The sequence below is a fragment of the Halostagnicola alkaliphila genome (assembly GCF_055379965.1).
On record NZ_AP043826.1, the window covers coordinates 1,131,193 to 1,143,927 of the forward strand.

The window sequence follows — 12,735 nt, forward strand, 5'->3', positions numbered from 1 at the left end:
GTCGAACCCACTGGAATCCGATTTTGATCAGCACCGACGCGATCACCCTCGATCACGTCGATAGAAAGCGCAGCGTTCGGTTCCGGACGGGCACCGTCCCCCCGGGCGGTACCCGCCGAGATTCACTGGCGGGGCGATTCCGAGCCAGCGTGCCGTCCTCGGCGCGTCGCCACGTCGGCGTGGCGAGTCGCCTAAAACAGCGGCTCGAGTTCGTCCTCGTCGTCTTCGACGAGTTCCTCGAGGTTTTCTTCGCTTTCTTCTTGGATATCGTCCATGTTGTCCTGTGCCTCGATGGCGACCTGCTGGAGGCGCTTGATTCGGGGCACGTTCGTCACGCCCGAGAGCAAGATCGCCGCGGAGACTTCCGGTTCGTTTCGCGGGAAGTCACCGCCGCGAACCTCCATGCTGCCGGTCTCCTCCTCGAGCCACTTCCGCCCGCGTTCGATGCCCTTCCGGTTCAAATACTCCGAGGGACCGGAGAGAACGAGCAACGCGCGCTCGGTTCCTTCGATCTCACAGGGTAGCGTGAGTCGACCGAGCGCCGCTTTTCGAACGAGGCTCGTGATTCGGTTCGTCGTGTTTGCGGCGTCGAGGCCGTCGCCGCCGCCGTCGCCGCCGGTAAATCTCGAGAGCAGGCCGCCGCTCGTGTTGAGTTCGACCTCCTCTGAGGCATAGCCGACGGTCGAGACGCCGCCGCCGGAGAGCGTGTTAATGATCTCCGAGGAGTCGACGACGCTCTCTGCGACTTCTTGGCCGTCGCCGACTTCGCCAGCGCCGAAGAGGACGCCAAAGCGCCTGACGATCTCTTCGTTGATCTGGTCGTATCCGCCTTCGACCGATTCGCCGGTCTGTCGCCACGAGTCGTTATCGAAGACCAGCAGGTTGTCGACTTCGCGAACGAACGTCTGGAACGATCGTGCGGCGTTGAGGGTGTAGATACCCCCTTCGTCCGTTCCCGGTAGCACACCGAGACCGTAGACCGGAATGGTGTAGATCCGTTTGAGGTGTTTCGCCAGGACTGGGGCACCGCCGGAACCGGTTCCGCCGCCCATTCCCGAGACGACCAAGAACGCGTCGACCTCGTGGGTCGGAATTGCATCGATCGCGTTCTGGACCTCGTCGATGTCTTCCTCGGCGATTTCCGCGCCGAGCTCGTTGTCTGCACCCACGCCGTGGCCCTTTACTCGGGCCTGGCCGATGAGTACTCGATTCTCCTCTGGTATTCGGTCCAATCCGATGAGATCCGCTTTCGCAGAGTTAACAGCGATCGCCGCACGGACGATTCCGCTGTTGGTTTGATCGTCGTATTCGAGGAATCGATCGACGATCTTGCCACCGGCCTGTCCGAATCCGATCATCGCCAGCTTCATATTTGGTTAGGGGGCTCCGTGGATTGAAATCAGAGCAATCAGGGATATAAAGCTTGTGTTGGTGTGAGTTTCACGAATTCGAACTATTTCAGAGAATCGCAAGAGGGGAGCAGGGTTCACTGTGGTTATTGCAAAGATAAAACAGTTTCACCACCGCTTCTCCCGAATGTTTATATTAATCTTTGGGCAGCATAGTGTGTTAACAAACCACATGCAGACGTAACGAAATCCGTTCGAACGCGGTTACGAAACTGATGCAGACCGGGTCGTCTCCGCCGGTTCGAGCCCCAAATACGTCGATAGCCTCGAGAGTTCGTCTTCGTCGACCCCGAAGGCCGAAATATCGTTTTCCGAAACGGTGTTGTCGATCTCGAGCGCTCGAGCCTGGTCCGGGCCGAACGGGACGAACGATACGGGACCGATCGCCGATAACCCGACCTTCGCCAGCGCCGTCGGGATCGGGAGCACGGTAACGGATTTGTCGTCGGCTTCGTAGGCGAGTTTCGTCACCTCCTCGAGGGTGAGCACCTCCGGGCCGCCGATTTCGTACAGCTTTCCGACGTGCTGGTCGTCCTCGACGGCGTCGGCCAGCATCGGAACGAGGTCACCGACCCAGATAGGCTGGAACGGCGTCTTCCCGCCGCCGGGTAGCCCGGTCACGTACGGCGTCGTCAGCGTCTTCGTGAATTCGACGAACTCCGCACCGTCGCCGAAGACGACCGAGGGCCGGAAGATGGTCCACTCGAGAGTTGATTCCCGGATGACCTCCTCGGCTCGGCCCTTGGTCCGGAGATAGGCCGTCTCCGCGTGGGGATGGGCGTCGAGCGCGCTCATCTGGACGAACCGGTCGGTATCTCCAACCTCCGCGGCGCGGACGAGGTTTCGCGTGCCCTCGAGGTGGACCTCCTCGTGACTCGTGTCGTCGCCGGGCTGGAACAGCGGCGAGAGGGCAACGAGGTTAACGACAGCGTCGTGTTCGGCGACGGTATCCGCGATCGAATCGGAGGCGCTGACGTCGCCCATCGCGATATCGACCCCTTCGGGGAGCGAGTCGTCGTCCGGTCGCCGCGACAGTGCGGTTACGTCGTGGCCGCGATTCGCGAGTTCTTCGCACAGGTTCGTTCCGATGAAGCCGGTTCCGCCGGCGACGAGGACGTTCATGCGTGATATGTGGGCTCGAATGAATAAATAACTGGGCCCGACGTGGGTCGAAATCGAGCGGTTCTCGACAGATTGTTGTACTCACCGCCGCGAACTCCGGACATGCTCGTCACGCTCGAGGGATTGGACGGAAGCGGGAAATCGACCGTCTGGGAGGCCCTCCACGACGTCTACCCCGACGCGACGTTCACCACGGAGCCGACATCCGGCCCGACGGGGTCGTGGTACGGCGACGCCGTCTACCGCTCGATCGAGGACGAGGACGCGGACTCGCTCGCGGAACTGTTTCTCTACACGGCCGACCACGCGGATCACCTCTCGCGGATCGTCGAACCGGCCCTCGAGAACGGCGAACTCGTGATCTCGGATCGGTACTCGGATTCCCGATACGCCTACCAGGGAGCGACCCTCGAGGGCGAAATCACTCGCCCCCTCGAGTACATCATCGGCATTCACCGCGCGTTTTCGATCGATCCCGACCTGACGATCTATCTGGATATCGATCCCGAAACCGCCGCGGCTCGCGCCGGTTCGACGAACAAGTTCGAGCACGCCGAGTATCTCGAGTCGGTCCGAGAGAACTACGAGCGACTCATCGACCAAAACCCGAACCGGTTCGTCCGAATCGACGCAACCCAGTCGCCGGAAGTGGTTCTCGAACAGGTCGAGAACGTTCTCGAGGAAGCGCTCGAAGGGTAACTCGAGGAACAAGCGGAGTATCGCCACAAAGTGCTATGGCCGAGAGTGGCGAGGTCCGCAGGACCTCGAAGCGGAGCGGCGCAGCCGCGACGCGCGACTCGAGCACTGCGAGAGTCGCACGACCCGGGGAAGGGCAGGCGGCACACACCTTTTAGAGCCGCGAGTGAGCCCGCAGGGCGACCGAGCGGGCTGACGACTGACTCGGAGTGAGTACAACGAACGGAGAGAAAGGAGGAATGCTTTTCATCAAAGTTTTACCGAGTGACGGCACGCTGTGCGGCGACGCCGCCAGCGTGCCAGAACGCAGCGTAAAAGTTTGGTGTGGGAGTTCGTCTCTAATCCATCCCGATGTACGTTTTCGTGTCGGCGACGCCCTCGAGGCTCTGGACGTCCGAGGAGGCCGTCCGTAAGACGTCGTAGACTTCGGGCACGTCGACCTCGACGATGATATCGTAGGCACCGGCGACGATGTGGGCGTCCTCGACTTGCTCTAACCCTCGGATTTGGGTGAGCAGCCCCTCGGATTTTCCGGCGGCCGTCTTCACCATGATGAAGGCGTGGACCATTGGTCGGTGGTGTGGTACTCCCTGGCATGACTAAAGCTTTTGCCCGAATTGGATCAAGCGATTCGCTAACGCAGGGCAAACTTATTCACGGGGGCGAGCGTACCCCAGTCCATGCGGTTCGTGATAATCGGGGCTGGACGGGTCGGCTTGCGTACCGCCCGCGTACTGGGCGAGGAAGGCCACGAGGTGACGCTGATCGAACGAGACGAAGCCACGGCCAGGCGAGCCCGCAATCAGGGATTTACCGTCATCGACGGCGACGGCTCCCAGGAGTCGCTCCTCGAGCAGGCGGGCGTCGAGGACGCCGACGCGGTCGGCGCGCTGACCGGCGACCTGAACGTCAACTTCTCGGCCTGTCTGATCGCCGACCACTACGGCTGTCGCACCATCCTCCGGATCGACGAGGAGTATCGCGAGCGGATCTACCGGAAGTACGCCGACGTCGTCGACGAGGTGATCTACCCCGAACGCCTCGGCGCGATGGGTGCGAAAAACGCCCTCCTGGGCGGGACGATTCGAGCCATCGCCGACATCGCACAGCACCTGCAGGTCGTCGAACTGACCGTCACGAAGGAGTCCCCGATCAACGGTTACACGATCAGCGAACTGCAACTGCCCGCGGACTCGACCGTCCTCGCGTTCGGCAAGACCGACGGCGACCTCGAGATTCCGACGGCCGACGAATCGCTCGAGGTGGGCGATCGGCTGGTCGTGCTCGCGGATTTCGCGGTGCTGAGCGACGTTCGCCAGATCGTCGTCGGCGAGACTCGAGGCCGGTCGGAGGCGGAGCAGGGTGCGGATATCGAGGTTGGAACGACGGTCGAAGACACGGATGCGAACCCCGGAGGTGCCAACTGATGGTTACAGCATTTATCATGGTCAAAGCGAACACGGGCGAGGCGGATCGACTGCGAGATAACATCGAAACGATCGAGGGCGTCGACTCCGCTCACATCGTCGCTGGCGATGTCGATATCATCGCGAAAGCCAGGGTCGAGACACCCGCGGCGGTCAAGGAGATCGCAGCAACCCAGATTCAGGGAATCAACGGCGTCGAGGATACGCAGACGTATATTGCGATGGACTAAGAGACGAACTTCGAACTTTTGCGCTGTCGTTCGAGAGAGCGAAGCTCTCTCGTGATCAAGCGAACCCTTCGGGTTCGCGGACCTCGCGGGATCTTCGATCCCGCTTAGTGACGAAAGACGCACAGGCGTCTTTCGAACCACGGTCTACCGCGTTCCGGCCAGCGATTTGCTGGCCGGAACGCGATGTCCCTCGGCAAAATCCTCAAAAGAGCGCTTGCGCTCTTTTGGACTGGGCGATTCCTCCGGAATCGCTTGCAGTCGGGCGGCAGCGCCGCCCGACGACCTCGCGGGAGCTTCGCTCCCGCTTAGCTTCGATGAAAAGCACCGGAAGACGTTCCAGCTCACTCCGTTCGCGGGCTGCGACTTCCGAGCCTTCGTTCGTTTCACTCACGAAGACACTCCTCCCTCCCCGCCGCTCACTGCGTTCGCTCTCGGTCAGTCGTCGGCCCGCTCGGTCGCAGAGCGACCTCGCGGCACAGTAGGTTGTGAACCGCCTGCCCTTCCCCGCTGAGCGAACGCGACGCGTTCGCGATGTCGTCGGGCGGCAATGCCGTCCGACTGCTCGAGGGACCACCGGTCCCTCGCAGCTCGGAAGAGCGCGCTCTTCCGTAGAGTCGTGCGACTCTCGCAATACTCGAGGCGTGCGTCGCGGCGTCGCCGCTCCGCTTCGAGGTCCGCAGGACCTCGCAACTCCCGGCCACAGCACGTTGCAGTATACTCTCGACTACAGCACTTCACGATAGTGTCCTCGGGAGATGATGAATTACCGCAATTACATCGGCATGCCGCCACTCTCTCCGTTCCCGTCCGCTGCCTGCTGTCCCTGACTCTGTGCGTTCTCGAGCAACGCCGCCGCTTCCCCCTCGTATTCGTAGCCCGGGACGATCCCCTGAGCGTAGGTCCCTTCGACGTACTCGATCAACGTTTTGGCGTCTTCGACACCCTCACCGGCATCCCAGGCGACGTACTCGAGGATCACGCGGACTTCGTCCGAATCGCGCTCGAGCGTCGGCGATTCGTGGGTGCTCGTGTGGGCGAGCGAGAAGGTATCTTGCAGTCTGCGCTCGAGGGTTTCGAACCATCCGTCTTCGACGACCTGGTCGACGGAATGGTCGGCGTCGTCGACGACGGCGGCCGAGAGCGTGGGAACTGAGATCGTGACGTGGAACTCCCCGTCGCGTTTCCCCTTCCCCTCCTCGGCCGTGATGAACGTCTCGAAGACGGTCGTTTCGAGTTCGTACCCGTCTCCATCGTCTCGAGGCGTAAACGCGTCGTGAGACTCGAGTTCGCGCTCGACGGCGGGTGGCTGGTCGGTCATTATCCTGACGAACGGGCGTGGCGAAAAAGGGTGTTACGCTGTGGTGGGTGCTTGGGAACCGCTCCGTGCGTGACAGTGCAACGATCCCGACCGTTTCGGATCGTTTTGAACTGTTTCGGACGAGAAGGGACGGATTTCTCCAACCGAACGCGATCCATAACTACAACCGATGTTGTCATCTGTCGGTGGCATGAGTCTTGATAGATACGAAGCGGAACGTCGTCGATTCGCCCGATTGCTCGGTATCGACGACGAAGTCGGCTCCGGACTGCCGATCGGCTCGAGAGCCGAAACCGAGTCGAAGGATGTCGATACCTCCGTTTCAAAACCGGGATGGAACGCCGATTGAACTAGGAGAGCGCTCGCTCCTCGAGGTACGTTCCGAGCGCGGTCGCGACTTCTTCGAAGTCTTTGACAGTGAGGCCGTCCGTGGTGGCGAGGAATCCCTCCCGCTCGTTGGTCACGCGAATAAGAAACCCGTTGTCGAAGACGCGGATCGTGTAGTTGTAGTCGCCGAGTTCCGACCCCTCGTAGGCGGTTTGGGCGGTCTTGAACCCCCGCCACTCGTGGCCGATAAACGTCGAGAGATCCGCATCCCGCTCGAGGTCCTCGCGAAGGTACAGCTGCTCGAAGTCGTCCTTCGTGAAGTAGGTGACCGAGCGCAAGCTATCGCCGATGGCTGTCCGAGCAGTCGTTACGATCTGGTTCGACGTGTCGGACGTGAGTAGCCCTGTGGCCATATGGAAAGGCTGGTTCTCCGTGACCTTAATGACGGTGGCTTTCCGCGAGCGCTGGGACGTGGGACGTTCCCTCGGATGCATTACGCTGAACGGCTCAGACCTGGTCGATCGCCTGCTCGAGGTCCGCGATCACGTCCTCGACGTCTTCGATCCCGACCGAGAGCCGTACGAGGTCGTCCGTGGTGCCGCTCGCCAGCTTCTCCTCCTCGGAGAGTTGCTGGTGGGTCGTACTCGCCGGGTGGATGATCAACGTCTTCGCGTCGCCGACGTTCGCCAGCAGGCTGGCGAGATCGACCTCGTTGCAGACGGTTTCGGCCGCGTCGTAGCCATCCTCGAGGCCGAAGGTGATCATTCCCCCATAGCCCCCTTCGAGGTATTTGCTGGCGTTTTCGTGCGTCTCGTGGCTCTCGAGTCCCGGATAGTTGACCCACGAAATCTTCTCGTGGTCCTCGAGATACTCGGCGACGACCTGGGCGTTCTCGGAGTGTTTCTCCATGCGAAGCGGCAGCGACTCGAGCTTTTGGAGGGTGACCCAGGCGTCGAACGGCGACTGCTGGTTGCCCAGATCTCGGAGCCCCCGGGTTCTGGCGGCGATCGCGAACGCCTGCTCGCCGAACGTCTCGTGGAAGTTGATCCCGTGGTAGGCCGGATTCGGTTCGGTGAGTTCCGGGTAATCGCCCTCGTCCCAGGGGAAACTGCCGCCGTCGACGAGCACGCCGCCGACCGTCGAGCCGGCTCCGGTGAGCCACTTCGTCGTCGAGTTCCAGACCAGATCCGCGCCGTGCTCGAGGGGACGACAGAGATGCGGCGTCGCGAAGGTGTTGTCGACGAACAGCGGCACGTCGTTCTCGTGGGCGATCTCCGCGACGCGTTCGATATCGGGCGTCACGAGCGCCGGATTGCCGATCGTCTCGAGGTGGACGAACGCGGTGTCGTCGTCGATCGCCTCCTCGTAGGCCTCGTAATCGAGCGTGTCGACAAACTTCGTCTCGATGCCGCGCTTTGCGACCGTGTGCGTGAGATAGGTGTAGGTGCCGCCGTACAGCGCCGACGCGGAGACGATGTTGTCGCCGACCTCGGCGAGGATAAAGGTCGCAAGGTCGAACGATGCCATTCCGGATGCGGTCGCGAGCGCCCCGACGCCGCCCTCGAGAGTCGCGATGCGCTCCTCTAACATCGCGTTCGTCGGGTTCATGATCCGCGAGTAGATGTTGCCGAACTCCTCTAACCCGAACAGGTTTGCGGCGTGTTCGGTGTCGTCGAAGACGTAGGAAGTCGTCTGATAGATCGGCGGCGCTCTGGCCCCGGTCGTCGGGTCTGGCTCCTGCCCTGCGTGAACGCTGTTCGTCGCAAACCGGTGGTCGTTGGTATCTTCTCCCATGTGAGCCAGTTCTCGCAGTAGAAAGGAAAACGTTGCCGTACATTTTGCGAGTCGGGAGATCCGGAGCACGATGAACCTAGTCCCGAGCCGAAACCGGCAATCCGCCCCCGGAGTAATTGCTTCTCGTCTCGCACGACCACCGTCGGTAATCCGCGACGTCGATCAGTCCACGATTACAGTCCGAGGCCCGAGAGCGCGAAAATAGCCGCGAGCGGATCTCTCATTAGTACCAAGAGGACTCCCGCCGCGACGACGACGATCGTCCAGACGATCATAATGTACGTTGTTTCACGGGTAAACGCCTCGTCTTCTTCCGCCATCATCGAATCCTGACTGCTCATACGAAGCGATTTAGACGCTGCTACTATAATATTACGTGTGATTCGTACACCCTGATGAATGTTCCCACGGCCCCTTTTCACGCGGAATCCGTCGATCGGAGCGACTTTCATCGCCCGGTTCCAGCCACTCGAGCATGGAAACGACCCGCCACTTCACGGTGACCGTCTACGTGGTCAACGACGGTGCGACCGCGCTCCACCAGCACGAACGGATCGGGAAGCGGATCCCGCCCGGCGGACACATCGACCGGGACGAACTCCCACACGAGGCCGCGGTCCGGGAATGCCTTGAGGAGACCGGCCTCGAGCCGTCGATCTGTCGAACACAGGACCCGCTCGAGGGCGGCTCGGGCCGAAGCCTTCCACAGCCCCGTCGGCAGATGCTCTACGACGTCAACGTCCACGACGGAACCGTCGGCCACCAGCACATCGATCACGTCTTTTTCGCCAGCGTCTCGAGTCGGGAGATCGAACCGGGACCGAACGAAGCCGACGCCGACGCCTGGGACTGGTACACTCGCAAAGAGCTTCGAGGGAGCGACCTCGAGGAAGACGTTATCGAGATCGGCTGTGCGGCGATCGGTGCGGTGGATACGTCGCGCGAATCGACCCGACGTTAACTCGACCATGGGCTGAATCGACCCGGCGATAACTCGCTGGTTCGAATCGACCGAGAAAACCGCTACCGCCCTACTCGAGTAAGTTCTCGCCGGTCATCTCCGGCGGCTGATCGATTCCGATCAGCTCGAGCATCGTCGGGGCGACATCCGCGAGGGTGCCGCCCTCGCGAACCGTCCGTCCGCCGTCGCTTCCGTCGGGGCCGACGTAGACGAACGGCACGAGATTGTACGTGTGGGCCGTGTGCGGCCGTTCTTCGGTTCCCATATCGTCGGCGTTGCCGTGATCGGCGGTGACGAGAACGTGCGCGCCGTGGTCCTCAAGGGTCTCGACGAGTCGACCGAGTTCGGTGTCGACGGCCTCGACGGCTTCGACGGCGGCACGGTAGTCGCCGGTGTGTCCGACCATGTCGGGATTGGCGTAGTTGAGCACGAGCACGTCGGGGTCCTCGCTCTCGATCGTCTCGATCGCCGTGTCGGTCACTTCCGGCGCGCTCATCTCCGGTTGCAGGTCGTACGTCGGCACGTCCGGACTCTCGACGATCTCTCGGTGCTCGCCGTCGAACTCCACCTCCCGACCGCCGTTTAAGAAGTAGGTGACGTGGGCGTACTTTTCGGATTCGGCCACGCGAAGCTGCGTTTTGTCCGCGTCGGCGAGCACCTCGCCCAGCACCTGTTCGGGCTGGTTCGGCGGAAACGCGATCGGCTGGTCGAACGTCTCGTCGTACTCGGTCATCGTGACCAATTCGATTTCCGGTGGGTTCGTTTCGAACTCCCACTCGGGTCGAACGTCGGCGAGCAGCCGAGTGAGCTGTCGAGCGCGATCGGATCGGAAGTTGAACCAGACGACCGAATCACCGTCCTCGAGCGCCGGCTCGCCGGAAATGAGTGTTGGGTCGACGAACTCGTCCGTTTCGGCCCGGTCGTAGGACGCCTCGACGGCCTCGACCGCCGAGTCGGCCTCGTAGTCGGCTTCCCGGGAAACGATCGCGTCGTAGGCGCGTTTCGTCCGCTCCCAGTTCTGGTCTCGGTCCATCGCGTAATATCGACCGGTGACCGTCGCCACGTCACCCGTTCCCTGAGTGTCGATCACGTCCTCGAGCGCCGCGAGGTACCCTTTCCCGCCGGTCGGGGAGGTGTCGCGGCCGTCGGTGATCGCGTGGGTAACCGCCTCGACGTCTCGATCAGAGGCGAGTTCGATCAGCGAGTGGAGGTGTTCCTGGTCCGAGTGAACTCCGCCGTCGCTGACGAGCCCGAGAAAATGTACGCGTCCGTCATTGTCGCGAGCGTGATCGAAGGCTGCATTGATCGCGTCGTTCTCGCGAAACGAGCCGTCGTCGATGGCGTCGGATATCCGGGTGTACTCCTGGTAGACGACCCGGCCGGCACCGATGTTGAGGTGTCCGACTTCGCTGTTTCCCATCTGGCCGTCGGGTAGCCCGACGCGCCGTCCGGCGACCTCGAGGCTCCCCGTCGCTCCCGTTCTCGAGAGTCGATCGAACACGGGCGTGTGGGCCGCCTCGACTGCGTTTCTCCCGCCGTCGTCATCACCGAGTCCCCAGCCGTCGAGGACGATCAGTGCCGCGTTCATGTGCGAGTGGAACGGGTCCCGCCGTATCTAGCTGTCGTTCACTGCGAAGATGGCGAAAAATCGCCGACACGCCAAATATGTCTGCCTTCTTTTATTCGTGTTCGTACCTCGCTCCGCAGTCACCACAGACGGTCCCCTGCCCGGGCTTGCTCCGCTGAGCGAACACCGCCCCGCAGTCGTCACAGATCATGAAGAGGCGATGCTCGGGTGAAACGCCCGCCTCGAACTCCATGTGGACCCAGGCGTCGGGGTTTTCCTCGTCGCGGATCGTTACTCCGTTTTCGGATTGGTGCCAGTTGATCGCCGGTGACTCCGGATCGGCGTTCCGAATTCCTCGCTTGGACATCGGGTATACGAGTCATCCACGCCCATTCATATACGTTTTCTGATAATTATTTACCCGGTCTCGAGTGAACCGCTCGAGCGGGGCCGAGGTCGTCGAGCGCGTCGGACCGATCGCGGGATTTTTGCGGGTGGGGTCGGTGGGGTCGGTCATGACGCTCGATCCGGTCCACTTCGACGGCATCGCGCGGCTCGCGCGGCGGATCGATCACGGTGCCGACGAGCGGGACCACCGGGAGTTCGCCGAGACCGTCTGGGAATCGTTTCTAGATCCGCTTTCCTTCGACGGCCGAACGATCCTCGAGCCGGTCGACGAGGTTCGCAAGCAACTCGTCGACTGCGAGGACGTGGCACTCCGCGATCGACCGTTTCCGACCCAGCACGGTCTCGACGCGGGGACGATCAACCCGACGACGTTCAAAAACGGGCTCGTCATCGATATCGCACAGGCCGCGATGAGCGCGACGCCCAGTGATCTCGACCTCCACCGCTCTCGGACCGTCGTCGCGACGGTTCACTCCAACGACGAGACCGCTCGAGTCGACGACCGATGGGACAAGTTCGACGGTGGCTACAGCCGCTCTCGAGCGGTGAAGGTGCCGCCGCTTCCCCGGTTTGCAGAGGGGGTCGTCCACGCGCTCGCACTGTATCTCGCCGAGAGCGAACACGCCCGCGAACACGCCCCGACGGTCTCCGATTTGCTCGTCCTCGACGGCCCGCTGTACCCCCGCGGACTGCTTCGCTGGGCCGACCAACACCCCGACCTCGCGGATTTCCTGCTCGAGGATCCCCGTCCGACGACGGTGCTCGAGAACTACGTGCGACTGGTCGAGACCTTCGTCGAGCGCGAGGTTCCGCTGATGGGATTCGTCAAGAATCCCGCGACGCGCGTGATAACGCGGACGCTCAAGCAGAAGAAACGAAAAGAGGGAGATGTTGGACTCGACGTTCCCTGGGCCGACGACTCCGCGATGTTCACCCGGATTCTCGAGCGCGGCGAGTACGTCGACGACGTCGAGGGCGATCGCTGGGAGCGAGACACGACCTCGTTGACCTACACCAACTGGTTCCGTTCTCGAGGCGGCGTCGATCGGCCGTTGTCGGTCGACGGCGACGCGCTCGGCGTCGAGCGCGAACTGCCGCTCGAGAACTACGAGGTGACGTTCTTCGTCCTCTACGATCCGCGGGACGATCTGGTCTATCGCGTCGAAGCTCCCTACGCGTTCACTCGAGATCCGGAGATTCGAGAACGGCTGACGATGCAAGTCCTCCAGGACGTGGCCATCGCTCACGGGCCGCCGACGATCATCGACAAGGCGGACGAACTCGCCAGAATTAGCAACACGGAAAAACAGTCGCTTCGAGAGAGTTTGGAGGATAGTTTCGACACGGTCCAGGATCGGACGTACGACGACCATCGTTGGGGAGAAGACCTCGTTTGAACACTTTCGACTCGAATAACGTTTGCATATATGCACCAATATAGCTCATTCGAGTAGATGATAGTCGAACAGTAGAAAC

General features: G+C 61.9%; 17 protein-coding genes. 6 read left to right on the top strand and 11 right to left on the bottom strand.

Translation table 11 applies throughout. The features are described 5' to 3' along the window. Nucleotides 1-191 precede the first annotated feature (191 nt). Together ACZ5C7_RS10765 and ACZ5C7_RS10770 are read right to left on the bottom strand one after the other, a co-directional pair. The gene (locus tag ACZ5C7_RS10765) at nucleotides 192-1,370 is read right to left on the bottom strand and encodes a tubulin/FtsZ family protein (protein ID WP_283834742.1); all 1,179 of its coding nucleotides are present in this window, start codon (nucleotides 1,368-1,370) and stop codon (nucleotides 192-194) included. Nucleotides 1,371-1,613: 243 nt separating this feature from the next. Next, entirely contained in the window at nucleotides 1,614-2,531 is a 918-nt protein-coding gene (locus tag ACZ5C7_RS10770) for a complex I NDUFA9 subunit family protein (protein WP_464376306.1), read from the bottom strand. A gap of 102 nt (nucleotides 2,532-2,633) precedes the next feature. On the opposite strand from ACZ5C7_RS10770, the gene tmk reads away from it, so the two are divergent. Next, a complete protein-coding gene (tmk, locus tag ACZ5C7_RS10775) occupies nucleotides 2,634-3,230 on the top strand; it encodes a dTMP kinase (RefSeq protein ID WP_464376307.1) in 597 nt (198 codons plus the stop codon). A gap of 335 nt (nucleotides 3,231-3,565) precedes the next feature. On the opposite strand, the gene ACZ5C7_RS10780 is transcribed toward tmk, so the two are convergent. Next, nucleotides 3,566-3,796 carry an Lrp/AsnC ligand binding domain-containing protein gene (locus ACZ5C7_RS10780; RefSeq protein ID WP_464376308.1) on the bottom strand — a complete coding sequence of 77 codons (231 nt, stop codon included), beginning with the start codon at nucleotides 3,794-3,796 and terminating at the stop codon, nucleotides 3,566-3,568. A 111-nt stretch (nucleotides 3,797-3,907) separates the two neighbouring features. Here ACZ5C7_RS10780 and ACZ5C7_RS10785 point away from each other — a divergent pair, with 111 nt between their 5' ends. Both ACZ5C7_RS10785 and ACZ5C7_RS10790 read left to right on the top strand, forming a co-directional pair. Continuing rightward, a complete protein-coding gene (locus ACZ5C7_RS10785; protein WP_464376309.1) occupies nucleotides 3,908-4,654 on the top strand; it encodes a potassium channel family protein in 747 nt (248 codons plus the stop codon). Beyond that, complete coding sequence (locus ACZ5C7_RS10790) at nucleotides 4,654-4,884, top strand: Lrp/AsnC family transcriptional regulator (RefSeq protein WP_464376310.1); 231 nt, start codon at nucleotides 4,654-4,656, stop codon at nucleotides 4,882-4,884. The genes ACZ5C7_RS10785 and ACZ5C7_RS10790 overlap by 1 nt, the downstream gene beginning before the upstream one ends. A gap of 202 nt (nucleotides 4,885-5,086) precedes the next feature. Here the strand turns inward: ACZ5C7_RS10790 and ACZ5C7_RS10795 are convergent, their stop codons facing one another. The 3 genes from ACZ5C7_RS10795 to ACZ5C7_RS10805 all read right to left on the bottom strand — a co-directional run bounded on the left by ACZ5C7_RS10795 (nucleotide 5,087) and on the right by ACZ5C7_RS10805 (nucleotide 6,202). Beyond that, a complete protein-coding gene (locus ACZ5C7_RS10795; protein WP_464376311.1) occupies nucleotides 5,087-5,275 on the bottom strand; it encodes a hypothetical protein in 189 nt (62 codons plus the stop codon). A 25-nt stretch (nucleotides 5,276-5,300) separates the two neighbouring features. After that, entirely contained in the window at nucleotides 5,301-5,585 is a 285-nt protein-coding gene (locus ACZ5C7_RS10800) for a hypothetical protein (RefSeq protein ID WP_464376312.1), read from the bottom strand. Between the two features lie 71 nt (nucleotides 5,586-5,656). Next, on the bottom strand, nucleotides 5,657-6,202 hold the full coding sequence (locus ACZ5C7_RS10805) for a DUF5813 family protein (RefSeq protein WP_464376313.1): 546 nt from the start codon (nucleotides 6,200-6,202) through the stop codon (nucleotides 5,657-5,659). Between the two features lie 190 nt (nucleotides 6,203-6,392). Between ACZ5C7_RS10805 and ACZ5C7_RS10810 the strand changes: the two genes are divergently transcribed. Further along, complete coding sequence (locus ACZ5C7_RS10810) at nucleotides 6,393-6,551, top strand: hypothetical protein (protein ID WP_464376314.1); 159 nt, start codon at nucleotides 6,393-6,395, stop codon at nucleotides 6,549-6,551. 1 nt (nucleotide 6,552) lies between these two features. Here the strand turns inward: ACZ5C7_RS10810 and ACZ5C7_RS10815 are convergent, their stop codons facing one another. The 3 genes from ACZ5C7_RS10815 to ACZ5C7_RS10825 all read right to left on the bottom strand — a co-directional run bounded on the left by ACZ5C7_RS10815 (nucleotide 6,553) and on the right by ACZ5C7_RS10825 (nucleotide 8,664). Beyond that, nucleotides 6,553-6,942, bottom strand: coding sequence for a DUF7522 family protein (locus ACZ5C7_RS10815; RefSeq protein ID WP_464376315.1), 390 nt, complete (start codon nucleotides 6,940-6,942; stop codon nucleotides 6,553-6,555). Between the two features lie 94 nt (nucleotides 6,943-7,036). Further along, nucleotides 7,037-8,323 (bottom strand): O-acetylhomoserine aminocarboxypropyltransferase/cysteine synthase family protein, encoded by a 1,287-nt coding sequence (locus tag ACZ5C7_RS10820; RefSeq protein WP_464376316.1) that lies wholly within the window; start codon nucleotides 8,321-8,323, stop codon nucleotides 7,037-7,039. 173 nt (nucleotides 8,324-8,496) lie between these two features. Then, nucleotides 8,497-8,664: a hypothetical protein gene (locus ACZ5C7_RS10825; protein WP_464376317.1), complete on the bottom strand. Its 168-nt coding sequence runs from the start codon at nucleotides 8,662-8,664 to the stop codon at nucleotides 8,497-8,499. Between the two features lie 134 nt (nucleotides 8,665-8,798). On the opposite strand from ACZ5C7_RS10825, the gene ACZ5C7_RS10830 reads away from it, so the two are divergent. Further along, on the top strand, nucleotides 8,799-9,284 hold the full coding sequence (locus ACZ5C7_RS10830; RefSeq protein WP_464376318.1) for an NUDIX domain-containing protein: 486 nt from the start codon (nucleotides 8,799-8,801) through the stop codon (nucleotides 9,282-9,284). Between the two features lie 70 nt (nucleotides 9,285-9,354). Here the strand turns inward: ACZ5C7_RS10830 and gpmI are convergent, their stop codons facing one another. Further along, entirely contained in the window at nucleotides 9,355-10,872 is a 1,518-nt protein-coding gene (gene gpmI, locus ACZ5C7_RS10835) for a 2,3-bisphosphoglycerate-independent phosphoglycerate mutase (RefSeq protein WP_464376319.1), read from the bottom strand. A 91-nt stretch (nucleotides 10,873-10,963) separates the two neighbouring features. Further along, nucleotides 10,964-11,218: a hypothetical protein gene (locus tag ACZ5C7_RS10840; RefSeq protein WP_464376320.1), complete on the bottom strand. Its 255-nt coding sequence runs from the start codon at nucleotides 11,216-11,218 to the stop codon at nucleotides 10,964-10,966. A 148-nt stretch (nucleotides 11,219-11,366) separates the two neighbouring features. Here ACZ5C7_RS10840 and ACZ5C7_RS10845 point away from each other — a divergent pair, with 148 nt between their 5' ends. Next, on the top strand, nucleotides 11,367-12,656 hold the full coding sequence (locus ACZ5C7_RS10845) for a DNA double-strand break repair nuclease NurA (RefSeq protein ID WP_464378435.1): 1,290 nt from the start codon (nucleotides 11,367-11,369) through the stop codon (nucleotides 12,654-12,656). Nucleotides 12,657-12,735 lie beyond the last annotated feature (79 nt).

What these genes read in the sequence shown, in the direction of transcription:
- ACZ5C7_RS10765 (WP_283834742.1), bottom strand. Translation starts at nt 1,370, where the DNA reads ATGAAGCTGGCGATGATCGGATTCGGACAGGCCGGTGGCAAGATCGTC.
- ACZ5C7_RS10770 (WP_464376306.1), bottom strand. Translation starts at nt 2,531, where the DNA reads ATGAACGTCCTCGTCGCCGGCGGAACCGGCTTCATCGGAACGAACCTG.
- tmk (WP_464376307.1), top strand. Translation starts at nt 2,634, where the DNA reads ATGCTCGTCACGCTCGAGGGATTGGACGGAAGCGGGAAATCGACCGTC.
- ACZ5C7_RS10780 (WP_464376308.1), bottom strand. Translation starts at nt 3,796, where the DNA reads ATGGTCCACGCCTTCATCATGGTGAAGACGGCCGCCGGAAAATCCGAG.
- ACZ5C7_RS10785 (WP_464376309.1), top strand. Translation starts at nt 3,908, where the DNA reads ATGCGGTTCGTGATAATCGGGGCTGGACGGGTCGGCTTGCGTACCGCC.
- ACZ5C7_RS10790 (WP_464376310.1), top strand. Translation starts at nt 4,654, where the DNA reads ATGGTTACAGCATTTATCATGGTCAAAGCGAACACGGGCGAGGCGGAT.
- ACZ5C7_RS10805 (WP_464376313.1), bottom strand. Translation starts at nt 6,202, where the DNA reads ATGACCGACCAGCCACCCGCCGTCGAGCGCGAACTCGAGTCTCACGAC.
- ACZ5C7_RS10810 (WP_464376314.1), top strand. Translation starts at nt 6,393, where the DNA reads ATGAGTCTTGATAGATACGAAGCGGAACGTCGTCGATTCGCCCGATTG.
- ACZ5C7_RS10815 (WP_464376315.1), bottom strand. Translation starts at nt 6,942, where the DNA reads ATGGCCACAGGGCTACTCACGTCCGACACGTCGAACCAGATCGTAACG.
- ACZ5C7_RS10820 (WP_464376316.1), bottom strand. Translation starts at nt 8,323, where the DNA reads ATGGGAGAAGATACCAACGACCACCGGTTTGCGACGAACAGCGTTCAC.
- ACZ5C7_RS10825 (WP_464376317.1), bottom strand. Translation starts at nt 8,664, where the DNA reads ATGAGCAGTCAGGATTCGATGATGGCGGAAGAAGACGAGGCGTTTACC.
- ACZ5C7_RS10830 (WP_464376318.1), top strand. Translation starts at nt 8,799, where the DNA reads ATGGAAACGACCCGCCACTTCACGGTGACCGTCTACGTGGTCAACGAC.
- gpmI (WP_464376319.1), bottom strand. Translation starts at nt 10,872, where the DNA reads ATGAACGCGGCACTGATCGTCCTCGACGGCTGGGGACTCGGTGATGAC.
- ACZ5C7_RS10840 (WP_464376320.1), bottom strand. Translation starts at nt 11,218, where the DNA reads ATGTCCAAGCGAGGAATTCGGAACGCCGATCCGGAGTCACCGGCGATC.
- ACZ5C7_RS10845 (WP_464378435.1), top strand. Translation starts at nt 11,367, where the DNA reads ATGACGCTCGATCCGGTCCACTTCGACGGCATCGCGCGGCTCGCGCGG.